Genomic DNA, 21,492 nt, shown 5'->3' with positions numbered 1-21,492 from the left:
GGCTATGCCGGGACCTGCAGTTCCAGATGGGTTTCTCCATTGGCACGACCTTGCTCGGCGAAGCGCTGTTCGCTGATGGACAACTTGCCGTCGGCAGTCAGGCTGAGCCAGGTGGTGGCGCGAGTGCCGTAGACCTCGCCGAGGATGAACGCCGCCGACAGACGTAGCTCCAGCTCCTTGCCGACCCCGGTGTCGGGCAGGGCCTGGGGGGAGGCGGTACGCACATCGTGCATGGCGTCGAGCGAGGCACATGGCCAGCCGGAGACGTTATCACGGGACAAGGCTTGGCGCGCCCGAATCAGTTTGGGCCAGGCGGTATCGAGATCGGCATTGGAAAGTCCGTGAATACCGGGAGTGACACGGCTTAGATGGGTACGTTCGCGCCCACGGTATAAATGCCACAGCTGGTTGGCTTCTCGTACCAACAGGTTGAACCCGGCGTACTGCAGGGCCGCTCCATCGGCCAACTCGTGCAGCCACTGTTTCAGGTGCGGGTGCTCCAGTGCCTCCCTGACCAATGCGCCGCGGCTGGGCGTGGTGGCGGGCATGATCAGGCTTGGGTCACGAACGTTGGTCAGGGCGGCGATACGTCCGTTGCGGTTTACTGCGAGCCAGGTGCCTCCCGCTTCCAGGTCACGGCCACCCACCAGGTGAGGGGCGTCGGACCAGGTAGCCAGAGGGGCCGCGGGACGTGCATGCAGTTCGTCACGGTTGGCGATCAAGCGCAAGGGCGTGGCGTCCCCCGGCTGCCAGGAAAAGGCGATCAGGCACATACCGGCTCTCTCATATAGGCTGGATAAATACATTTGACTGGACGCATATCGGATAGTCGAATCATAGGTGCTTTTACACTAAGTCCTCCTGAGCCATAAAGTATGAAATATGCCGCTCTTTTGCGGTAATGTCGTGTCATGAATATAGGCGCTGACCACATTCGTCAAGCCAACAGGAAGGCTCGTCATGCCTCATGAACTCCGCAAGAAACGTATCTGGGAACGGGTTATATGGCCGGTATTGTGGCCGTTGCTGCTGGCACAATTCGTTCTGGTACTGTTGTGCTTGCTGGTAGGAATGGTGATGTGGTGGACGATGCCGCTATACGTTTCCTGGTCTACGGCCGGCGGTATGATGCTGTTGTTGTTGTTGGGTACCGGTCTCAATATGTGGGCTTTTCTCGTCCTGCTGGGCGCACGGCTCAAGCGACAAGAGGACCAGTTTAATCATGAGCTCCTGGAGCTGGAGCAGATGATGAGTGAGCTGAGGCGGCAACGCCAAGATGCGCCAAACGTGCTGGAGTCCTCGTTCACCCCTGCCGCTGCAGAGCCCCTCGAGCGCCTGAGAAATATCAGCAAGAGCCTGAGGGAGCTGATGGAAGTTATCCCCTTAGTGGCATCGGCTCAATCGGGGCAGGGCAAGGAACAGGCTTTGCTCAGCGATATACAGCAACACCAACACCAATTGGAGCAGGTCCTCGCCGGCCGTGAGCGAGCGCGAGAGGAGTCGCGCTTGAAAACGGGGTATCTTTCCGTGCTGCAAGGCGAGATCGACAAGTTGATGGAGTACTTGGAGGGGAGGGAGCAACAGGATCTCGCTGAAGAGTGCCGCCAGATGGTGTTGCATATGCGCGCTCAACTTGCTGATATCAGCATGCTGCTTTCCAGTCTGGGCGATGACAATGCCGGGACGATGGAAACGCCGTCGGCTGCGGCAGCGCCCCGCGCGAGCAAGGAGCCGATCATCGCTCCCCAGGCTGGCCGCGGTAGATTGAAGTTGCTGGTAGTGGACGATGGGCCGGTGAACCTCATGTTGGCGCGTCAGTTGCTGGAGCGCCAGGGGTTCGAAGTGGATAGCGTCACCAGTGGCTATCAGGCGCTGGAACGACAAAAAAGTACCCATTTCGACCTGGTATTCATGGATATCTTCATGCCCAGCATGGATGGCATGCAAACCAGCCGCCTGTGGCGCGCTGCGGAGCAAGCGTCGGGTCGCAGGAGCAGCATACTGGTCGCGCTTACCGCCAATATCGACCAGGCTGGACGTGAACAGTGCCGGGAGGCGGGGCTGGATGACCTGCTGGCCAAGCCCTACCAGCCTCAGGCATTGCTGCAGATGGTCGAAAAGTGGTTCCCCGCAAAGGACAAGGAGACTCCCCAAGCATGAACGATGTATTGACGTTGGCCGGATATCTGGGCCTGGGGGCCGCCGCCGGGACGATGGCGGGCTTGTTCGGCGTGGGCGGCGGGTTGATCATCGTTCCTGCCCTGGTCCTGGCATTCGGCCTGCAAGGGGTGCGCGACGAGATCGTCATGCACGTGGCGGTCGGTACCTCCCTGGCTACCATCGTGGTGACGGGCGCTTCTTCCGCCCTGGGCCATTATCGGCGTGGCAGCGTGTACATGCCCTGGTTCCTGGCGCTTCTGCCGGGCTTGATGCTGGGGGCTATCGCAGGCGTGTTCGTTGCCGGTTCGCTGTCGGGTACGCTGCTGGGAGCCTTGTTCGGGGTGTTTGTGCTGCTGGTGGCGCTGAAGATGGCGTTGGGCCTTGCCCCCAAGCATGGCGCCAAGACGCCGGGCAGGGTGGGCATGGCCGTTGCCGGCACCGTTATCGGTGGTATTTCCGCACTGTTCGGCATCGGCGGTGGCACGCTGGCGGTGCCGTGGCTATCGCGTTGCGGCGCCAGCATGACCCAGGCGGTGGGAACATCGGCGGCGTGTGGCTTTCCCATCGCGCTGTTCGGCGCACTGACATTCATGGTGGTGGGCTGGCAGCATCCGCTGCTTCCCGGGTGGACCACGGGGTTCGTCATGTGGCCGGCGGTGCTGGGTATCGTCGTCACCAGTGTGCCGTTTGCGCGTCTAGGAGTGAAACTGGCGCATCGGCTTCCCGCCCGCCTGTTACGGTTGGCCTTCGCCACCTTGTTGGCCGTGGTGGGGGTGCGTTTCCTGCTGGCGTGATGACCAGAATCTGAATACGCTCATGGGCGCCTGCACCGGCCGCGTCATTCTTCCGATCGCAGCGTTTTGCCAAGCGCGCCCATAACCTGAAAAAGTGAGTAAGAGACCTTGGATTATCCCGATATTGACCCGATCGCCATCTCCCTGGGACCGTTGCAGGTACATTGGTATGGATTGATGTATGTCGTCGGTTTCGTTTCCGCCTGGTGGCTTGGCTGTCGGCGTGCGCCGCGCATCGGCCTGACCAGTGAAGACATCGGCGACTTTCTGTTCTATACCGCCATCGGGGTGGTAGCCGGCGGCCGCCTGGGCTATGCCTTGTTCTATGGCTTGGAGCAGTGGCTCGCCGATCCGCTGTGGATCGTGCGTATCTGGGATGGTGGCATGAGCTTCCATGGCGGGTTGCTTGGCGTGTTGCTGGCCACGTTTTATTTCGCCCGCAAGAAGCATCTGGCCTTCTTTACCCTGACCGATTTCATCGCGCCGCTGGTGCCGATTGGTTTGGGTGCGGGCCGGATCGGCAACTTCATCAATAGGGAGCTTCCTGGGCGGGTGACCGATCTGCCCTGGGGGATGCCGTTTCCGGGCATGGGACCCCAGCCCCGTCACCCTTCGGCCCTTTACGAAGCGCTGCTGGAAGGGCTCGTCCTGTTCGTTATCCTGTGGTGGGTGAGTGCCAAGCCGCGCGCACGTGGTCTAGTGTCGGGGCTGTTTCTCCTTCTCTACGGCTTGTTCCGCTTCATGGTCGAGTTCGTGCGCCTGCCAGATGCCCATATCGGCTTCATCGCCTTCGGCTGGCTAACGATGGGCATGCTGCTGACGCTGCCGATGATCGCCCTGGGTTTGGCTTTAGTAGTCTGGTCTCGAAAGCAGCCTGTCGATGGCCGTCCCGGGACAGGCAGCGTAAACTAGCCGCAATACCGACCACCAATTTTTTGTGGATGCCTCGTGATCGCTGATAACTCGCCTGCCCTGGAGCAACCCTACCTGGATTTGATGCGTACCGTGCTCGAGCACGGTGTCGAACGTGGCGACCGCACGGGAGTGGGTACGCGGTCGATCTTTGGCTACCAGATGCGCTTCGATCTGGGCCGGGGATTTCCGCTGCTGACCACCAAGAAGCTGCATTTACGCTCCATCATCCATGAGCTACTGTGGTTTCTGCGCGGCGATACCAATATTGCCTACCTGCAGGAAAACGGTGTGCGTATCTGGGACGAGTGGGCCGATGCGAATGGTGAACTGGGGCCGGTCTACGGTTATCAGTGGCGTAGCTGGCCGGACCCCAAGGGCGGCCACGTCGATCAGATCGCCAAGGTGATAGAGCAGATTCGCCACAATCCCCAGTCGCGCCGCTTGATCGTTTCCGCCTGGAACCCGGCCCAGGTCGACGATATGCAGCTGCCGCCGTGCCATTGCCTGTTCCAGTTCTACGTGGCGAAGGGCAAACTCTCCTGCCAGCTCTACCAGCGCAGCGCGGATATCTTCCTGGGGGTTCCCTTCAATATCGCCAGCTATGCGCTGCTGCTGAGCATGGTGGCGAAGGTCACCGGGCTCGAGCCGGGAGAGTTCGTTCACACCTTGGGCGATGCGCACCTCTACAATAATCACCTGGAGCAGGCGCAAGTGCAGCTCTCTCGTACTCCGAAGGCGCCGCCTCGCCTCGAGCTTTGCGGCAGCGCTGAAGACGTGACCGACTTTCGTTTCGAGGATATCAATATCCTCGACTACGACCCCCATCCTCATATCAAGGCCAAGGTGGCGGTATGAACCAGAAAACTTCCAGCGCCGATACTTTGGTGCCTATCGCCATGATCGTCGCCATGTCGCGTAACCGGGTTATCGGCGTGGATGGCAAGCTGCCTTGGTATCTGCCCGAGGATCTCAAGTTCTTCAAGCGTATGACTCAGGGCAAGCCCATGATCATGGGAAGGAAAACATTCGTCTCCATTGGCAGGGCGCTTCCCGGACGGCTCAACATCGTGGTGACCACGGACACCGATTTCCAAGCTCCCGGTACACGGGTGTTCCACGACCTTGATGCGGCCATGGCCTTGGCCGATCAACAGGCCACCATCGACGCCGCCGAAGAAATCATGGTCATAGGCGGGGGGGAGATCTTTCAACATACACTACCTCATGCACAGCGACTCTATGTTACCGAGGTGGATGCTGACGTCGACGGTGATGCCTATTTCCCGCCGATCGATCCATTGCAATGGCGAGAAGCCCAGCGTGTGGCGGGCAATCCCGCAGAAGGGCAGCTCTGTTATGATTTCGTGATCTACGAGCGCACCGACCCGTCGCGCTAGGCAGGATCAAGGAGAGGGAACGGCGATGACCCATAACATACTGTACTTGCTGGATGACCTGGAGCGACGTCTTGACGAGGCATATGCCGAACTACATGACCTGCGGCGGGAGAACACCGCTCTCAAGCATCGACTGCAGGAGCGCTCCCAGTCGGAGCAGTTCGAAGTCGAGACGCATACAGCCAGGCAGCATGAATTCAAGCATGAGGCAGGGACTATCGACCCCGAGGTGACAACCGATGCAACGGCTATCTCTGTTCCCCCTCCGCCTGCCCCCGAGCCTGCCGCGGCAACGACTCCTTCCCCCCACGCCTTACTGAGCCAATGGTACGAGCGCTATCCCCAGGCGTTCTTCAAGGGCCACACCCGTCCGCTGAAAGTGGGTATCCACGAGGACCTGGCGCTACATGAGCCCTGGTCGAAAAAGTTGATCCGGCGTACCTTGGCTAATTACGTCAACTTGCCCCGTTATCTTAAAGCCGTGAAAGAAGGCGCCGAGCGAATCGACCTGGAGGGGCGTCCCGCCGGAAAGGTGGACAAGGAAGCGGCACGCCACGCGGCGGAAAAACGAGAGCAGACCCAGCGTCGTGACGGCAAGACCGCTGCCGCCAAGCCAAAGGGGGCGGAGCAGCCGAAGTGGCAGGTAACCCGGACTTCTCGGGCGGAGAAGACCACTAGGCAAAAAGCTTCCATGCATGAGACTCCTGTGCAGGAAACCTCTGGGCACGAGCACCGGGGCGCTGGCGATTCTACACGGGAACATTATTCACGAAAGCCAGTGGCGATAGGCGAGGAGTCACCTTCCGAGCAGACGCTGGAAGCGAAACTTTCGGCGCTCCAGCAGAAATTCAAAGGGCGCTGAGACCGGCAATAAGTCTGTTGGTTCCTGGAAAGGGGGCCAGAACGTAAGAAAACAGTGTTTTTTTCTATTGCGTTCCCTGGAATCCCAGTATAGAGTTTGACCTGCGAGCATTGGACTATAACAAGGCTTCGTTGAGGACATGTCACACATCACCGGGAAAAACCGGAGAGTGGCGTAAAGAGCATGCCCGGCAAGCCGACTGCATATCGCCAAACGATATGTGGAAACGATCGAAACAGTAAGCTAGTTAAGGAAACTCAACATGAAAAAGACACTTTTAGCGACTGCTATCGTCGGTGCCATGGGCGCTACCGCCGCCGCTCAAGCTGCTACCGTTTATGACCAGGACGGCACCAAGCTGGACATCTATGGCCGTATCGCTCTGGGTATCGCCGGTGGCGGTTCTGAGTACACCGATACTGGTGTCGAGCGTAATGCCGATGCTGATTTCGTCGACGCCTACTCCCGTCTCGGCTTGAACCTTACCCACGACATCACCTCCGATCTGACCGGTTTCGGTCGTCTGGAATGGCGTTTCCGTGCTGATGGTGACGATAATCGTTTTGATGCTTTTCATGAAACGCGTCAAAGCTACCTCGGCTTGAAGAGCAAGCAGTTCGGTACTATCCAGGCCGGTAACTTCGATGCTTTTTACAATCAATTCGTTTCCCTGCCGTTCGATGTTTACATCGATCGCGGCCTGGAATTTGCGGGTCACCCGACACAGTCGCGTGGCGACTCCATCGGTTACTATACTCCTGAAATGTCCGGCTTCACCGCCTTCCTGCAGGCTAAACACTACAGTAACCGTGGCACTACTTTCGCTGAAACCACGGATGCAGATGGTAACGTAACCAATAACCAGGATGCAGTGGATGAGGATACCACCGTTGCTGCACAGGGTGGTGTGCGTTACGCCACCGGCCCGTTGACCCTCGGCCTTGGCTTTGTTGACGATGTGGAAGAAGCTGGCGGTAATAGCAATGATGAAATGCTGTACGGCGCGACTGCTGCCTACGCTTTCACCGATGCCTTCTCCGCGCGTCTGGGTTACGAAACTCGTGATAACAACGACGACCGAGCAGACAATGCCGCTGGTGTTTCCAAGAACGGCTATGACACTTGGGGTATAGGTGCTTCTTACGCCACCGGCCAGTGGGCCTTCAACGTTGACTACTACAACGTTGACTTGGATGATGCTGGTAGCCGTGATTCTTGGGCCGCTGGTGCGTACTACACCGTGTCCAGCAACTTCAACGTCTTCGCGGAAGTTCAGGATGCTGACGCGCCGACTCTGGACCGTGACGTCACCCTCGGTGACCTGACCGATGACGTGTACTGGATCACTGGCGCACGTTACATGTTCTAATTCGGTTAAAAACCGATTGGAACAGCGTTACGGATAGTACCTGTTGTAAAGATAAGCCGGCCCTTAGTGGGCCGGCTTTTTAGTGGCCGCAAGCCGTGATGTGTATCAAAGCGTTGATAGACGATCTTGTCGGCCCATTGGTTATGGCGGGCTATTAGGAGATTCCAAGTTAACGTATGAGATAGAGTACAAGGCAGGGTATGAAATAGAATGTGTGCGATAATCTCGTTGGAGTGACGTCTCCTGAAAATGAGGAGCTTTTCTATATTGGCGAAAGGACAATTTGTGATCCAAAAGGATAGCCCGTGCGCTTTAATCGTGGCGTAAGGTTCTTTCACCTCTTTTCCACGCTTCAAGGTCGGCTTCTATTGGGGCTGGCGTTTACCTGGTTGCTGGTGGTAGCTCTGGTACTGGGCATGGCGTGGCAATTCGGCAAGTCGCTGGTGCATGAAACCAATCTCGCGCATCTACGCTACGAATCCACGCTGGTGGCGGATGAAGTCACCCAGCAAATGGAAAATCGGATACGAGCCATGGAGCAACTGGCCAATTCGCTGGGTCCTAGAGACGACCCAGGCTGGTTGCGAACCGAATTGAGTCGTCATGCACCGTTGCTGGAGTGGTTCGAAGGCATAGTGATAGGAGATGCCGAGGGACGCATTCTCGCTGACTGGCCGGTAGTGGAAGGGCGAGTGGGTCTATCGACTTCAAGCCTGGAATATTTCCAGATGATGCGCGGGACACTCCAGCCCTATGTCAGCGAGCCTTTTGTGGGGCGAGCCAGCGGCATGCCGATGGTGTTGGTGGGTGCCCCCCGCAATAATGAGCAGGGTGAATTTTCCGGTTTCGTCGGGGGGCTGGTAAGTCTCGATAGTAGCGGCTTGTTCGACCGGCTGTCGCGTATCCGCCTGGGCAACGAAGGATATGCGGGGGTCACCACGGCATCCGGTAAGATTCTGCACCATCCCGATCGTTCGCTGATCATGCAGGATGTCCCGACCGCAGCCATCAATCCCTGGCTGGACCAGGCGCTCGATGGCTGGACGGGAGAGGCTATCGGCCCGCTACTGAATGGCCGAGTGGGATTGCAATCCTACGCTCAGATATGGCCGGCGGATTGGATCGTCGGCTTGTTTCTGCCCATGGAGCAAGCTCAGGAGCCGTTGGGTGGTTTCATTCGCAAATTATGGTGGGTATGGGTCTGCCTGGCTTTGCTCATGCTGCCGCTACTGTGGTGGTTGATACACGAAATGCTGTTGCCCCTACGACACTTGGAAGCCCAGATCGGTGAAGTGGGGAAGGGCAAGCGTGACAAGGTGGACCTGGATACCGCCATGATGGAGCTGCGGCAGGTGTCGGACACCTTCAATCGCGTGGAGGATGAGCGTCAGAATCTGTTGGCCAGTCTCCAGGAGCGTCAGGCCTTTCTGGATTCCGTGTTGAACTCAACTCCCCTGGGGATGTTCGTGGCCAATTTCGAAGGGAATATCACCTACATGAACCCGGCACTGTTGGAGCTTTTGGGGCTAGAGGCGGCAGCACAGTCGGATAAATGGGGCAAGCAGATTCATCCCGATGATTTTGGTGGGGCCGTAGACATGTGGCGCCATAGCTTGAAGACAGGAAGCGAGTTCCTGCGCCAGTTTCGCTTTGTACGTGAGGACGGTGAGACCTTATGGCTGGAGGTGCATGCACGAGCGGTAATGGTCAATCAAGGCGACCATTCGCTGGGGCTGGTGGGAATGGTCAAGGATATTACCGAGCGCCGCCAGCAGGAAGCCATCCAGCGCTGGGAAGCCGAGCATGATCCATTGACGGGGCTATTGAATCGCCGGGGATTCATTCGTCGACTGGAAGAGGCCTTGGCGGACTTCCAGAAGACCAGCACTCCTTCTGCCTTGCTGCTGTTCGATCTTGACCATTTCAAGCCCATCAATGATGAGGGCGGCCATGCTCTTGGCGATGAGATGCTCCGCCGTATCGCCCAGGTAGTGGCCTGGGAAGTACGCAGAAGCGATCATGTGGCCCGTCAGGGTGGGGATGAGTTCGCCGTGCTACTGCCCAGTTGTACCCTGGGGCAAGCGAGGAAAATCGCGGAATCGCTACGCCAGGCGGTGGCGGACATTTCCGTAACTCAGAATGGCCAGGTGTATCGGGTGACCTTGAGTATCGGTCTCACTGCTTTCGATGATAACGATCAGAGTATAGAAAGCGTGATGTCCCGTGCCGACAGCGCCAGCTATGAGGCCAAGGACCAGGGGAGGAACGGGATCGTGGTAGCCATGCCGGGAGAGGAGTATGCCCTGGAGGCGAGTAAATGAGGCCAAGCCTGTCGTCGCCGTATTATTGTGCAGCCTGCCACTCTTCCAACCAGACAGGAAAGTCCGCCGCAGGCATGGGCCGGGCAATACCGTAACCTTGGGCGAGGAAGCAGCCGAGATCGACCAGTGCCTCGGCATGAGCCATGGTCTCGACGCCTTCGGCAAGTACCGCGCGCGAGAACTTGCGCGCCAGGAAGACAACGCTCTCGACGATGGCCTTGTCGTCTTCATTGACCAGCATGTCCCGTACGAAATCGCGATCGACCTTGATCAACTGCACCGGCAGGTGGCGAAAATAGGCTAGTGACGAGTAGCCGGTGCCGAAATCATCCAGGGCGACATCCACACGCAAGCGACGGCACTCCTCGAGAACGGCGAGGGCCGCCTGCGTATCATCGAGCGTGGCGGACTCAAGAATCTCCAGCGCCAACAACCCGGGAGGAAGCCCGGGGAAACTCTCCAGTAAGCTCTGGAACTGAGTAATGAATCCCGGATGGAGTAGATGTTGCGGGCTTATATTGATACTGACCGGCACGTCGATGCCGCTGGATTTCCAACGCATCAGCTGTTTCAGGGCGGCGTTGATGACCCATTCGCCCAAGGTGATTTCCAGTTCGCATCCTGCCACCAGGGGCAGGAAAGCGGCGGGAGGAAGCAGCCCGCGCTGGGGATGCTGCCAGCGTATCAGAGCCTCGACACCGATGACGCGACGGGTCTTCAAATCCACCTGGGGTTGATAGAAGAGCTGGAATTCATCGCGTTGAAGCGCATCGGCAATCTCCAGTCGTTCCTGGCGCTGTTCGCGAATAAGCAGCTCTTCGGCGGCATCGTATATGGCGACACTGCCGGCGCCCTGTCGCTTGGCCTGGTAGAGCGCCTGGTGGGCATGCCGGATCAGCGTGTCGGGGTCGGCGCTGTCCTGAGGGTAACGCGTGACCCCGAGGCTTGTCGTCAGCTTTAGGCGTTGGCCTGACAGTTCGAATGGCGGGGCGATAGCGGCGAGCAGCGTCTCGGAAGTCGGTGTCTCGGCGTCTTCCTCCTCCGTCAAGATCACCACGAATTCATCCCCGCCCAAGCGTCCGACGAGCCCGTTGTCGTCTACGGCACGAGTGAGGCGTTCGGCCATCAGCCGCAGGACGGTGTCGGCGCTCTCGTGCCCCAGCAATTCATTGACACGCTTGAAGTCATCCAGATCCAGCACGTGGACGCGCAAGCCGATCTGCCGGGTATCGGCTTGCTGAGCCAGATGGCGCAGCTGGCTATGAATCAGACGTAAATTGGGCAAGCCGGTGAGTTCATCCAGGTTAGCGACCTTATAAAGCGCGTCGGCGTGAGCCTTGGCGGCGCTGATGTCGGATTGCAACGCAATGAAGCCGCCACCGGGATGATCCGACGGGGAGAGTGGGTTGCAGCTGACATGAGCCCAATAAGTCGAGCCATCCTTGCGGTAGTGCAACAGCTCTTCCTCGAAGCTCTCCTGGCGCTGCAGGGCATCGATTATCCGGGCAGTGGTGGCTTTGTCGGTTTGTGGTCCGAGCAGCAGGTCAACGGGCTGTTGGCCTTGTGCGTCGTCGAGTTCATATCCGCTTAGACGGGTAAAACCTTCGTTGATCCATTCAATGGCGCCATTGGCATCGGTGATCAATACGCCGTTGCTGGTTTTTCTGGCCACCATCGAGAGACGAGCGATCGCCTGCTGGTCGAGACAATGACGTCGATGCACGCGTAAACTATTGACCAGTTGGCCGATACTGCCCAGCAGCGGGGCGAGGAAGCTGACCAGTCTTTCGTCATACCCGCCTGGGCGATTGGTGAGCCCCAGCATGGCGACCAGTTCATTATCGACGTGGATAGGTACGCCTAGGAATGCCTTGAGTGGCGGATGGCCGGCAGGTAGGCCCTGGCTACGCGGGTCATCCGCTGGATGGTTCGAGATCACAGTTTGTTCATGCACCATGACATGACCAAACAGCGTGTCGAGATTGGAAAACACCATGCCATCCATTGATTGGGCATAGAACTCCCTCGATGCCTGGTCCCAGGTGATGTCGCTCAAGGCCTGGGTCTGCATGTAGGGCGTTTGGTCCGGGTGGCGATGGATTTCGCCGATGAAACCATATTCGCTGTGGGTCAGCGCCAGGATGTCGTTGAGCAAAGTGTCGAAGGCGATGGTGTTGTCGCGTTCGTCGATAAAGCAGGCCTGGGCACGCATGATGGCGCGCTCGAGGGCTTGCTGCTGGAGCAGTTGAGACTCGATCTTCTTGCGCGGAGTGACATCGTGTAGCGTGCCGATAAGCTGTTCTACACGGCCGTTCGCCACGATGGGAAACCCGGTAATCCTTACCCAGCGCTGCACACCCTTGGCGGACGTCATCTGATAGGTGTCATTGAAGGGATGATGAAATTCGACAGCCTGCTCGAGTGCCGAAAGGAGCCGTTCGCGATCTTGGGGAGGGTAGGATTCCAGGTGCTTGCTGAGATTCCGGCTGTATTCAGGGCCAAGATCATAAAGATCATGAATGACGCTGTTCCAGCAGGTAACTCGGGTGGCGGCGTCCATCTCCCATATGCCGATACCGGCTTTTTCCATCATTTTATGGGTTCGCAACAGGCAGCGCTGGCTTAATAGGGTGACGACCTGCTCGGCCAGCAGCTCGATGAGCTCGCGTTGAATGGCGGAAAGACGACCGGGCTGGACGTCGAAGACACACAACACACCGAGTGCCTCGCCCTCGGGCGTGATCAAGGGCATGCCGGCATAAAAGCGGATATGGGGAAATTCGCTACTGTGGCTAATCGCAGGGCTGATGTCGGAATCGATGCGTGTATCCCTCAGCTCGAGGAAGGAGCGTATGCCGACGACGTGACGACAAAAGCGAGCCTGAGGAAAGGGCTTGTCGTCCGAATCGCAATAGCGGCTCTTCAGCCATTGACTGTCATCTTCCACCATGGTGATGGCTGCATAGGGCGTATGACACACCATGGCGGCCAAGCGTGTGATGCGATCCAGGCTTGGGTCACGGCTACGGTCATTGAGCGTATAGCGCTTCAATACCAGTAGACGTTGGGTTTCAGCGGTGGCAGAAGCTGGCGATTGCATAAGTTGTGCCGTAACGAGCGTATTTGTCTACTTTCCCTGAAGTTGGAGCAGCTGTCTAGGGGCTGGACGAATCGTACGGAACGGCAAAATATCACCTTTTACTTATTTATAGTGCGTTTGGTTTCATCCAGTTAACGAGTCTTGCCGGACGATTTGCACGGCCGGTTGGCCGCAGCTTAGCAAGAAGTTATACTGGCGCGCCTTCAGTCCCTGTAGCTCAGCAGGATAGAGCAGCCGCCTCCTAAGCGGCAGGTCGCAGGTTCGAATCCTGCCAGGGACGCCAGTTTAATCAGCAAGTAAATCAGTATTGGACTGTGCAGCAAGCTGATCCAGGCTTTGCTGAAGTGGTCCAATTAGAGCGGACACCCCGGTAAGCCTCATAATGGAGGCAGTGGAGGTGTTCATGACCAAGAAGACTCGACGTCGGTTTTCCGATGAATTCAAGGCGGATGCAGTGAGCCTGGTGAGCGATCAGGGGTATTCCGTATCCGAGGCCGCCCGGCGCCTGGGCGTGGAGCGCAGCGTGCTGGACCGCTGGTGCCGCAAGCACCGCCAGCAGGGCTCCGGCACCCCGGGGCGGCAGGAGGACGATCGCGACGCCGAGATCAAGAAGCTCCGCGAAGAAGTTCGTAAGCTTCAGGTTGAAAAGGATATTTTAAAAAAGGCGGCGGCCTTCTTCGCCAAAGAGTCGAACTGAGATACCAGTTCATCGAGTCGGAGAAGGCCACCTACCCCGTGGCCGTGTTGTGTCGGGTCATGCGGGTCAGCCGGAGCGGTTTCTATGCCTGGCGACGACGTGACCCTGATGACCATCGACAGGCCCTGCTCCATGAGGTCAGAGAGATCCATCGCCGGAAGCGCGGCAGCTACGGCAGCCGCCGCATGGCCAAAGAACTGCGACGCCGTGGCTATGAGGTCGGTCGTTACCAGGCCCGAAGCCTGATGCGGGAAGCCGGTGTAGAGGCACGCCAGCGGCGACGCTGGCGTCATACGACCGATACCCAGCACACCCTGCCGGTGGCGCCCAACCTCTTGAATCGCCAATTCACGGTGGCGGCACCGAATCGGGCCTGGGTGGCTGATATTACGGCTATCTGGACGTTGGAAGGATGGCTCTACCTGGCGGCGGTGCTCGACCTCCACGACCGGCAGTTGGTGGGCTGGGCGATGGCCGAGCACATGCGCACGCAACTGGTCCTGGACGCCCTGGAGATGGGCGTGGGCCGCCGGCAACCCGGTAGAGGGTTGATTCATCATAGCGATCGCGGGAGCCAATACGCGTCGCATGAGTACCGCGGCACGCTTGTTCGGCATGGGTTCCAGGCCTCGATGAGCCGCAAGGGGAACTGCTGGGATAATGCCGTCATGGAGCGCTTTTTTGGCTCACTGAAAAGCGAGTGGTTGGCTGACCAGCGGTATGCGAGCCGACAGGCGGCACGGCGGGATGTAATCGACTACATCGAGATGGAGTACAACAGTTGCCGGCTTCACTCGACCCTAGGCTATCAGACGCCGAGGGAGATCGAACTGGCGGCTGCGGCTTGAAAATGTGTTCGCTCTGACTTGACCAGAACAGGACCCGGCGGCCCGGGACATGTCGTCGGTTTCTCTGCTGGCACCCCATCGCCTGGCAACTAGACTGAAGGCGAGACACAAATACAATGCCAGGAGACGAAGACATGGAAGAGTTACGTCAGAGGTGGCCGTCATTTGCTAGCATTTCATGGCTTGTCAAACTTGGGTTTGCTTTTTTATCCAGCGATAGGACGTCGAGGGGTAGGTATGGGCTTGGTACTGCAAGGATGGCGCTGGCGATAGGTCTAGCGCTGACCGTGTCCGCCCTTGTGCCTGGGGCGGTATGGGCTGCTGAGTCTGACAGGCCCGCGCTAGGGTCTAGCGATAGCGATGCGGTAGGTCTTGAGCATCCAAGCCAGCATTTGCGCGTCAATGACTTCCCAGCCATCGATGAGGATCTTGAAAGTTGGCAGCGGAACGTGACCGACATCCAGCATATCGAAATCCCGGCTTCTGCCGATGACAGCGATCAGAAGGCGCTCTATTTCGATTCGGGGTCGGAGGACAAAAAACCGCTATTACTCGTGTTGCATAGCTGGAGCAGTGACTACCTGCAGAGTATCGATATCCCTCTAGCGCAATTCGCGGTCGCCAATGATTGGGTCTTCATGCATCCCGATTTCCGCGGCCAGAACGATGGGCGGCCGGAGGCGATGGCCTCGGAACTGGCCATTTCCGATATGCAGGATGCACTCGACTACGCCCGCGAGAATGCAACGATCGACGAAAACCGTATCTACGTGTTGGGATATTCGGGAGGCGCCATGAATGCGCTGCATCTGGCGAGCCGACAGCCGAATGTCTTCGCCGGGGTCGCTGCCTGGGTGCCCGTATACGACCTGGAAACGTGGTATCAATGGAATGAAGCGCGTGGCGAGAAGTACGCAGGTGAGATTGTCGAGGGGTGCGGAGGGGAGCCCGGCGAAGGCAATGCAGGCCACGAAGAGTGTGTGAAGCGCAGCCCAGTGCTCATGTCCCCGATGTGGCAGGACAGATGCGTGTGCTCATCGCCCATGGTATCGAGGATGAGACAGTGCCCCCCGAGCAGGCGCTGAATGCGTTCAACGATCTGGCGAGCGAAGAAGACCGGATCGCTCAGGAGCAAATCGAGCAGCTCATGGAAACCCGCCAGGTTCCCGACGCCTTGGTCGAGCGTTCCACCCACCAGGATCGTGACTTTCCTCACTTCGAGGAAGCCGGTGCCGAGGTAGTGCTGCTCCTTCAATCCGGGCCGGCCGAGCTGGTACTGTTCGAAGGCGGACACGACATGCTCTACCGGCCTGGCCTGGCCTGGCCTGGAATGGCTATCGCAACAGACGCGTTAGTGACGCGTGCAGAATGACAATCCGCTATCGAGGACGAACGATATCAGGGAAGTCAATATGTTTTTCACTCACATCTTGCGCATGGCAAGCCACGCTACTGTCGGGCTTCTGAGCGCGATGCTGTTGATGGGCCTGGGCCTTTCGAGTGCTTTCGGCCAGGAAGAAGATTGGGCGGCAGTACCGGGACCATTGGAAGGCGAGCCGCGGATCATCGGTCACCACGGGGGAGCCTGCCTGGTAGGCGCCGAGCAATTGCCCGAAGATGGCGTGGGGTACCAGGCGGTCGATCTCCAGCGCCATCGCCACTATGGCCATCCGTCTCTGGTCGATTACGTCGAACGACTCGGGCAGCGCGTCGATGAAGCGGGCTTCGGGCCGATTCTCGTGGGTGACATGGCACAGCCCCGCGGTGGTCCAATGTCCACTGGGCACGTCAGCCACCAGAGCGGGCTCGATGTCGATATCTGGTTCCGCCTCGATTTGCCCCTGCTCAATTACCAGGATAGGGAAGGTCTGGAGCAGCCTATCCTTGTCGACCCGGTCACCCAGCGGGTCGATGAACGCTGGACCGATCAGCATGCCGAATTGATTCGTCTAGCCGCTGACGACTCCCGAGTGGCGCGTATCTTCGTTGATGGCGCGGTGAAGCGTGATCTCTGCAGCCGCGAATGGGACGACCGATCCTGGCTACGCCGGGTACGACCTTGGCATTCCCATGACGAGCATCTGCATGTGCGTCTACGTTGCCCACCCGGTGCAGCGGCACCCGGTGCAACGGAGTGTGTCGATCAGCCCGCGCCACCGGCAGGCGATGGCTGTCAATCGATCCCCAATACGCCGCGTCCAGCCGTCTACCCCAGCCCGAGCCGCAATCTACCGTCTGCTTGCCAGGCCGTCTTGAATGCCGAATGAGCGGGGCCGATATCGAGCTATGAGATAGCGAATAGACCCTAAGGAAAGCGGAGCAGGCATGCCGAGAAAAGTCAGTATGCGTATCACACTGGATGACGAGACCTTCAGGATTCCTTACGGTCGCGAGGAATATGAGGGAGGCGTGATCCACCCCTACCGATCCCTGGTAGAGCATCCGGAGCAGATCGACCAGATACCCGAGGTGGTGGGCCAACCTGCGCTCAGGGAATTGCTGAAAGTGCTTAACGGCTCCGAGGGGCGGTTCGAGTCGGTGCGTATCGACAGCACCTATCATGCCTTTGAGGGAGCCATGGTGCATGTGGCGGTCATTGGATTCATCTTCCGGGATCGACAGTTATTCAGCCATTTCGACAGCTGCCTGCTGTTCGCTGGAAACCTGCTGGAAGCCCTGCACGCCGAGGATGCCTTTCCGGAAGGTGAGGACGCCGCCCAGCTTGAGCTACAGCGCGCCACCTTCGGTGAGTCTCGGCAGCAAGGATGGATCATGGACCTTTTCCTGCTGGGGCAGGGCACTGACCGGAAGGCGTGCGACGCCGAGCTGGCCTTACGCTGTAATGCCTTGCAGCAACTGTTCAGGGAAAAGTATGCGCTTCGATGAATACCAGCAGTACGATGCGACCGGTCTGGCCCAACTGATACAGCAAGGCGAGGTGAGCCGGGAAGAGGTGCTGACGGTGTGCTGCGCTGCGATCGAGGCCGTGGATGCCGCCACATCTGGAGTAGTGCGAACGCGCTTCGATCAGGCTCGTCGGGAAAGTGCCGCCTTGGCGCAGAGGACACCGTTCGCCGGGGTGCCGACCTTGACCAAGGACCTGCTGATGGCGATAGGCGGCGAGCCGCTCAGCTTCGGCAGCGCTGCCCTAAGCAACTGGAAGGCCCCTTGCGACAGCACTTTGGTCAAGCGATTGCGTCGTGCCGGCCTGGTGATCGTCGGGCAGACCGCCACCCCCGAGCTGGGCCTGATGGGTATTACCGAGCCGCATGCCTATGCTCATCCCGTCAATCCATGGAAGCCGGGGTACTCACCGGGCGGCTCCAGTGGGGGTGCGGCAACCGCTGTAGCGGCCGGGTTCGTGCCTATCGCGATGGGCGGTGATGGCGGTGGCTCGCTGCGCATCCCCGCCGCCTACTGCGGGCTGTTCGGCTTCAAGCCTTCTCGCGGCCGGGTACCGCTGGGACCGCTGCATGCGCAAGTGTGGCAAGGGGCGGTGATAGAACACGGGCTGACACGCAGCGTACGCGATAGCGCCATGTTGCTGGACCATATCAACGGCATGGATAGCGGCGGGCCGTTCCCCATGCCCCAGGAGTCGGGATTCACCGAGGCGATAAACCGGCCGCCGCCGCCCTTGAGGATCGCCTTGTCCCTGGGGAACTCATTGAGCCAGGGCCTGGGGACCCGGCTCGACCCCGACGTTATCGAGGCGGTGGAGCGTACCGGCCGTCGACTGGAAGCGTTGGGACACACGGTTGAATGGTGTGATCCGGAGCTTGACGGCGATGCCTTGGCCGATAGTTACCTGACGCTCTACCTGGGGCATCTGGCGGCTGACCTGCGCTGGATCGCCGAGGAGACCGGCGTCTCGCTCAAGCATCTGGCTGTTGAGCCCGCCACCCGCGCCATCGGGCGCCTGGGGAGCCGGCTTGCCGCTCACGAATACGAACGAGCCAAGCGTTACTGGAATGTCCCCGGGCGCACGATGGGGGACTTTCATCAACGCTTCGACGCCTGGGTGCTGCCGGTCACGGCGGCACCGGCGCCCAAACTGGGCGAGCTGGCGCCCACTACCATGCAAGAGCAAATGATGAAGCTGCTGGCGCTGCCTGGCATGCCCGCCCTTGCCTTGAAGGCGGGGGCGCTCAAGCACCTGGCGCGGGATGCCCTGAGCCGCACGCCCTTTACTCAGCTGGCCAATCTCACCGGACAGCCGGCCATGTCGCTGCCGCTGCATGTCACGCCGGACGGTTTGCCGGTTGGGGTGCAGGTGGTGGGTGCCGTAGGGGCGGAAAGATTGCTGTTGGCCCTGGCGGCGCAACTGGAAGCCCAGGGGCCTTGGTTGACGCCTGAATTTGCCCCGCCCCAGCGCCTTCAACCAGATGAGACTTGCCTGGATAACGCGTAAACTGGCGTTTTATTTATGGCGGCTCCCTGATCCATGCCTTGCTCTTCCGATCCACCCTCTGTTAACCATTTGACTGCCGCCGGTGACCGTTATTTCGACGGGCTGGCGGAGAAGTTCTCGCGTACGCTGTATAACGCTCCGCGCGGCGAGTTGCGCCTGGCGCTGCTGGATAAGTTGCTGCCCGAAATGCTCCAACTGGAGCGGCAGCCCTGCCTGGACGTGGGTGGTGGATTGGGGCAGCTGTCGGCATGGCTGACCCAACGCGGCCATCCGCTTACCCTGGCCGAGCCCTCGGCCGAAATGCTGGCTCACGCACGGGAGGCGCTGAAGGAGACTCCTGTCACGCTCCTGCAAGCTTCGCTTCAGGAATTGGCCCATACAGCCCCGGGGCCGTGGCCGCTGATTGTCTGCCATGCGGTACTGGAGTGGCTGGGCGATCCCCGCGCCGCCCTGGCGAGGTTGGCCGACCTGCTGGCTCCCGGCGGTCAGCTGTCGCTGATGGTGTTCAACCGTGATGCGCTGCGTTTTTCCAACATCATCAAGGGCAACCTGGAGAAAGCCTGGAGTGAGCGCCTGGCGGGGACCGGGCAACGCCAACGCCTGACGCCGATCTCGCCACTTAGCCACGATGAAATCCTCGCCTGGGCGCAGGAGAGTGGGCTGGAGATGACGGCCGTGGCGGGGGTGAGAGTTTTTCAGGATTACCTGCGTCAAGCTCCACTCGATGCCGAGGCTCAAGCGCACTTGCTGGCCCTCGAGCTGCGTCATAGCCGCAGCGAGCCGCACTGGCGCCTGGGCCGCTATCTCCTTTACACCTTGGTCAAACCGGAGTCCGATTAATGCAAGCGCAAACTCCCGTAGGGCAGCTGCTTGAACGCCACGCCGAGGCTTACCCTTCGCCATGCTGGGTGGCGCCTCCTGTGGATGCCTGGCTCCAGGCCCGGGCGAAGGCAGTTATCAGCGCCGATCACGCCGTACTGAATAGCTTTCGTGCCGCAGGGAAATCAGGTTTGACGCCTTTCGACTCCTTGGCTGTAGACGAAGCGGGGCAGTGGGTGCTGTTCTGGCCCAAGGCGCTGCAACTGGGGCAGTGGTGGCTTGAATGGTTGTGCCGACAGCTTCCGCCGGGCACGCCGTTTACCGTCGTCGGGGAAAACCAGGGCGGTATCAAGCGGGTGCCCAAGCTGCTCGAGGCCATGGGTATGGAAAGCGAGAAGATCGACAGCGCCAGGCGCTGCTCGCTTTTCGTTACCCGGAGCCCGCAGACCGGGCCGCAAGCGGCCGATGAATGGATACGGTTTTCCGCCAATGGATTGGTGCTGGAAAGCCATCCCGGCGTATTCGGCCACGGCAAGCTGGACGAAGGGACTCAGCTGCTGCTGGATACCTTGCCCAGATGGCAGCCAACGCAGCGCTCGAGGGTGCTGGACATGGGCTGTGGCGATGGCATTCTTGCCGCGACCCTGGCCCGGCAGGGCTGCGGGATAACGGCGGTGGACGTCAATCATTTCGCCGTGGAGGCGACCCGGCGCACCCTGGCCGCCAACGGCTTGCAGGGAGACGTGTTGGCGAGCGATGTCTACTCGGCGCTTCACGAGCGGCGCTTCGATACCATCGTCAGCAACCCGCCGTTTCATCAGGAGCGGAGCATCGACTACGGCCCGGCGGCGCGTTTGATTCGCCAGGCGCCGCAATACCTGAGCCGAGGCGGCCGTCTGGTCATCGTGGCCAATGCCTTTCTGCCTTATCCCCAGGTGCTGGAGGAGACCTTCGGCGGGTTTGAAACGCTGGCGGATAACCGCCGGTTTCGTGTCTATCAGGCTTTTGCCGACGGCGCCGTATAGGAAATAGCGGTGATGATGTAAGTGGTTTCACCGCCCGGCGCCAGCACGGTGACGTCATCATCCAGTCTCTTGCCCAGCAGGGTCTTGGCCAGTGGCGCATCCACACTGATCCAGCGGTTTTCGGTCCGGGTCTCGTCATGGCCTACGATACGGATATGTATCTCCTCGCCTTCCTCGTCTTCGAGGGTGACATGGGCACCGAAATAGACCTTCTCCTGGTCGGCGGGGAGACGGTCCACTACCTGAACCTCGTCCAGCCGCTTGGTCAGGTAGCCGATGCGAGCAATGACGCGGTTGAGCTCCTTCTTGTTGTAGGTGTAATCGGCGTTTTCGCTGCGGTCTCCCTGGGCGGCGGCTTCGCCTACCTTGGTGGAGAGTGCGGGTCGCTTGACGCGCGTCAGGTGGTCGAGCACGCCGCGTAGTCGTGCCGCACCTTCCGCGGTGATCAGGTTGCTCTTCGGTTCCTGTCGGGGGTCCTTGGCCGGGTCCCGCCAGCGGGTCATATTACGGCCTTTCATCGGAATTCACCTTGAATTGATTCCATTGAGCGGGTTGGTGAAGGCGCTTGCGCTTGTCGGTCACTGTTCCATCCCCAGGGTGCGTATCAACTTGTCGTGAGTCTTCACATGCACGATACGGGAGCCGGCCTCGGCACACCAGGTCATATAGGGTGGTCAATCATTCAAACGTTCGTTACATTGCCTGTGAGCCAACCGAATTCTTGGTTCTCGTCTTGTTTACCGCGTTGCGGGCACAACAACAATCGGAGTTTCA

18 protein-coding genes, 1 tRNA gene and 1 pseudogene are annotated in these 21,492 nt (G+C 59.4%); 17 read left to right on the top strand and 3 right to left on the bottom strand.

Annotation, left to right across the window (positions count from 1 at the left end; translation table 11 throughout):
- Positions 1-2 precede the first annotated feature (2 nt).
- Complete coding sequence (locus tag R5M92_RS07440; protein ID WP_346799042.1) at positions 3-773, bottom strand: NRDE family protein; 771 nt, start codon at positions 771-773, stop codon at positions 3-5.
- Between the two features lie 187 nt (positions 774-960).
- On the opposite strand from R5M92_RS07440, the gene R5M92_RS07435 reads away from it, so the two are divergent.
- From R5M92_RS07435 to R5M92_RS07400, 8 genes are all read left to right on the top strand, one after another.
- Positions 961-2,160: a response regulator gene (locus R5M92_RS07435; RefSeq protein ID WP_346799040.1), complete on the top strand. Its 1,200-nt coding sequence runs from the start codon at positions 961-963 to the stop codon at positions 2,158-2,160.
- The gene (locus R5M92_RS07430; protein WP_346799039.1) at positions 2,157-2,954 is read left to right on the top strand and encodes a sulfite exporter TauE/SafE family protein; all 798 of its coding nucleotides are present in this window, start codon (positions 2,157-2,159) and stop codon (positions 2,952-2,954) included. Before R5M92_RS07435 ends, R5M92_RS07430 begins: the two co-directional genes overlap by 4 nt.
- A gap of 108 nt (positions 2,955-3,062) precedes the next feature.
- Complete coding sequence (gene lgt / locus R5M92_RS07425) at positions 3,063-3,866, top strand: prolipoprotein diacylglyceryl transferase (protein ID WP_346799038.1); 804 nt, start codon at positions 3,063-3,065, stop codon at positions 3,864-3,866.
- Between the two features lie 84 nt (positions 3,867-3,950).
- The gene (locus R5M92_RS07420; RefSeq protein WP_346799294.1) at positions 3,951-4,724 is read left to right on the top strand and encodes a thymidylate synthase; all 774 of its coding nucleotides are present in this window, start codon (positions 3,951-3,953) and stop codon (positions 4,722-4,724) included.
- Positions 4,721-5,266, top strand: a complete 546-nt coding sequence (locus R5M92_RS07415) for a dihydrofolate reductase (protein ID WP_346799036.1) — start codon at positions 4,721-4,723, stop codon at positions 5,264-5,266. Before R5M92_RS07420 ends, R5M92_RS07415 begins: the two co-directional genes overlap by 4 nt.
- Before the next feature lie 25 nt (positions 5,267-5,291).
- Positions 5,292-6,128 (top strand): ProQ/FINO family protein, encoded by an 837-nt coding sequence (locus R5M92_RS07410; protein WP_346799034.1) that lies wholly within the window; start codon positions 5,292-5,294, stop codon positions 6,126-6,128.
- A gap of 262 nt (positions 6,129-6,390) precedes the next feature.
- The gene (locus R5M92_RS07405) at positions 6,391-7,497 is read left to right on the top strand and encodes a porin (RefSeq protein WP_346799032.1); all 1,107 of its coding nucleotides are present in this window, start codon (positions 6,391-6,393) and stop codon (positions 7,495-7,497) included.
- Positions 7,498-7,913: 416 nt separating this feature from the next.
- Positions 7,914-9,818, top strand: coding sequence for a diguanylate cyclase (locus tag R5M92_RS07400; RefSeq protein ID WP_346799292.1), 1,905 nt, complete (start codon positions 7,914-7,916; stop codon positions 9,816-9,818).
- A gap of 22 nt (positions 9,819-9,840) precedes the next feature.
- On the opposite strand, the gene R5M92_RS07395 is transcribed toward R5M92_RS07400, so the two are convergent.
- Positions 9,841-12,918 (bottom strand): EAL domain-containing protein, encoded by a 3,078-nt coding sequence (locus R5M92_RS07395; RefSeq protein ID WP_346799031.1) that lies wholly within the window; start codon positions 12,916-12,918, stop codon positions 9,841-9,843.
- A gap of 206 nt (positions 12,919-13,124) precedes the next feature.
- Here R5M92_RS07395 and R5M92_RS07390 point away from each other — a divergent pair.
- The 9 genes and pseudogenes from R5M92_RS07390 (at position 13,125) to R5M92_RS07350 (ending at position 20,718) form a co-directional block, all read left to right on the top strand.
- Positions 13,125-13,201: transfer RNA gene (locus R5M92_RS07390), tRNA-Arg, on the top strand.
- A gap of 120 nt (positions 13,202-13,321) precedes the next feature.
- Positions 13,322-14,463: pseudogene (locus tag R5M92_RS07385) on the top strand (IS3 family transposase).
- A gap of 257 nt (positions 14,464-14,720) precedes the next feature.
- Positions 14,721-15,548: an alpha/beta hydrolase family protein gene (locus tag R5M92_RS07380; RefSeq protein ID WP_346799029.1), complete on the top strand. Its 828-nt coding sequence runs from the start codon at positions 14,721-14,723 to the stop codon at positions 15,546-15,548.
- Entirely contained in the window at positions 15,494-15,835 is a 342-nt protein-coding gene (locus R5M92_RS07375) for a hypothetical protein (RefSeq protein WP_346799027.1), read from the top strand. Before R5M92_RS07380 ends, R5M92_RS07375 begins: the two co-directional genes overlap by 55 nt.
- 40 nt (positions 15,836-15,875) lie before the next feature.
- Positions 15,876-16,730, top strand: coding sequence for a penicillin-insensitive murein endopeptidase (gene mepA, locus R5M92_RS07370; RefSeq protein ID WP_346799025.1), 855 nt, complete (start codon positions 15,876-15,878; stop codon positions 16,728-16,730).
- Between the two features lie 76 nt (positions 16,731-16,806).
- Complete coding sequence (locus R5M92_RS07365; RefSeq protein ID WP_346799024.1) at positions 16,807-17,349, top strand: hypothetical protein; 543 nt, start codon at positions 16,807-16,809, stop codon at positions 17,347-17,349.
- The gene (locus R5M92_RS07360; RefSeq protein ID WP_346799023.1) at positions 17,336-18,874 is read left to right on the top strand and encodes an amidase; all 1,539 of its coding nucleotides are present in this window, start codon (positions 17,336-17,338) and stop codon (positions 18,872-18,874) included. The genes R5M92_RS07365 and R5M92_RS07360 overlap by 14 nt, the downstream gene beginning before the upstream one ends.
- A gap of 33 nt (positions 18,875-18,907) precedes the next feature.
- The gene (locus R5M92_RS07355; RefSeq protein ID WP_346799021.1) at positions 18,908-19,714 is read left to right on the top strand and encodes a methyltransferase domain-containing protein; all 807 of its coding nucleotides are present in this window, start codon (positions 18,908-18,910) and stop codon (positions 19,712-19,714) included.
- Complete coding sequence (locus R5M92_RS07350; protein WP_346799019.1) at positions 19,714-20,718, top strand: methyltransferase; 1,005 nt, start codon at positions 19,714-19,716, stop codon at positions 20,716-20,718. The genes R5M92_RS07355 and R5M92_RS07350 overlap by 1 nt, the downstream gene beginning before the upstream one ends.
- Here the strand turns inward: R5M92_RS07350 and greB are convergent.
- Positions 20,691-21,236, bottom strand: coding sequence for a transcription elongation factor GreB (gene greB, locus R5M92_RS07345; RefSeq protein ID WP_346799017.1), 546 nt, complete (start codon positions 21,234-21,236; stop codon positions 20,691-20,693). The two genes, R5M92_RS07350 and greB, sit on opposite strands and share 28 nt — an antisense overlap.
- Positions 21,237-21,492: the final 256 nt, after the last annotated feature.

The sequence above is a fragment of the Halomonas sp. Bachu 37 genome (genome assembly GCF_039691755.1).
Lineage (GTDB): Bacteria > Pseudomonadota > Gammaproteobacteria > Pseudomonadales > Halomonadaceae > Vreelandella > Vreelandella kashgarensis.
This window is presented reverse-complemented; position numbering and strand designations above follow the sequence as displayed.

What these genes read in the sequence shown, in the direction of transcription:
- R5M92_RS07440 (WP_346799042.1), bottom strand. Translation starts at nt 773, where the DNA reads ATGTGCCTGATCGCCTTTTCCTGGCAGCCGGGGGACGCCACGCCCTTG.
- R5M92_RS07435 (WP_346799040.1), top strand. Translation starts at nt 961, where the DNA reads ATGCCTCATGAACTCCGCAAGAAACGTATCTGGGAACGGGTTATATGG.
- R5M92_RS07430 (WP_346799039.1), top strand. Translation starts at nt 2,157, where the DNA reads ATGAACGATGTATTGACGTTGGCCGGATATCTGGGCCTGGGGGCCGCC.
- R5M92_RS07420 (WP_346799294.1), top strand. Translation starts at nt 3,951, where the DNA reads ATGCGTACCGTGCTCGAGCACGGTGTCGAACGTGGCGACCGCACGGGA.
- R5M92_RS07415 (WP_346799036.1), top strand. Translation starts at nt 4,721, where the DNA reads ATGAACCAGAAAACTTCCAGCGCCGATACTTTGGTGCCTATCGCCATG.
- R5M92_RS07410 (WP_346799034.1), top strand. Translation starts at nt 5,292, where the DNA reads ATGACCCATAACATACTGTACTTGCTGGATGACCTGGAGCGACGTCTT.
- R5M92_RS07405 (WP_346799032.1), top strand. Translation starts at nt 6,391, where the DNA reads ATGAAAAAGACACTTTTAGCGACTGCTATCGTCGGTGCCATGGGCGCT.
- R5M92_RS07400 (WP_346799292.1), top strand. Translation starts at nt 7,914, where the DNA reads ATGGCGTGGCAATTCGGCAAGTCGCTGGTGCATGAAACCAATCTCGCG.
- R5M92_RS07395 (WP_346799031.1), bottom strand. Translation starts at nt 12,918, where the DNA reads ATGCAATCGCCAGCTTCTGCCACCGCTGAAACCCAACGTCTACTGGTA.
- R5M92_RS07380 (WP_346799029.1), top strand. Translation starts at nt 14,721, where the DNA reads ATGGCGCTGGCGATAGGTCTAGCGCTGACCGTGTCCGCCCTTGTGCCT.
- mepA (WP_346799025.1), top strand. Translation starts at nt 15,876, where the DNA reads ATGTTTTTCACTCACATCTTGCGCATGGCAAGCCACGCTACTGTCGGG.
- R5M92_RS07365 (WP_346799024.1), top strand. Translation starts at nt 16,807, where the DNA reads ATGCGTATCACACTGGATGACGAGACCTTCAGGATTCCTTACGGTCGC.
- R5M92_RS07360 (WP_346799023.1), top strand. Translation starts at nt 17,336, where the DNA reads ATGCGCTTCGATGAATACCAGCAGTACGATGCGACCGGTCTGGCCCAA.
- R5M92_RS07355 (WP_346799021.1), top strand. Translation starts at nt 18,908, where the DNA reads ATGCCTTGCTCTTCCGATCCACCCTCTGTTAACCATTTGACTGCCGCC.
- R5M92_RS07350 (WP_346799019.1), top strand. Translation starts at nt 19,714, where the DNA reads ATGCAAGCGCAAACTCCCGTAGGGCAGCTGCTTGAACGCCACGCCGAG.
- greB (WP_346799017.1), bottom strand. Translation starts at nt 21,236, where the DNA reads ATGAAAGGCCGTAATATGACCCGCTGGCGGGACCCGGCCAAGGACCCC.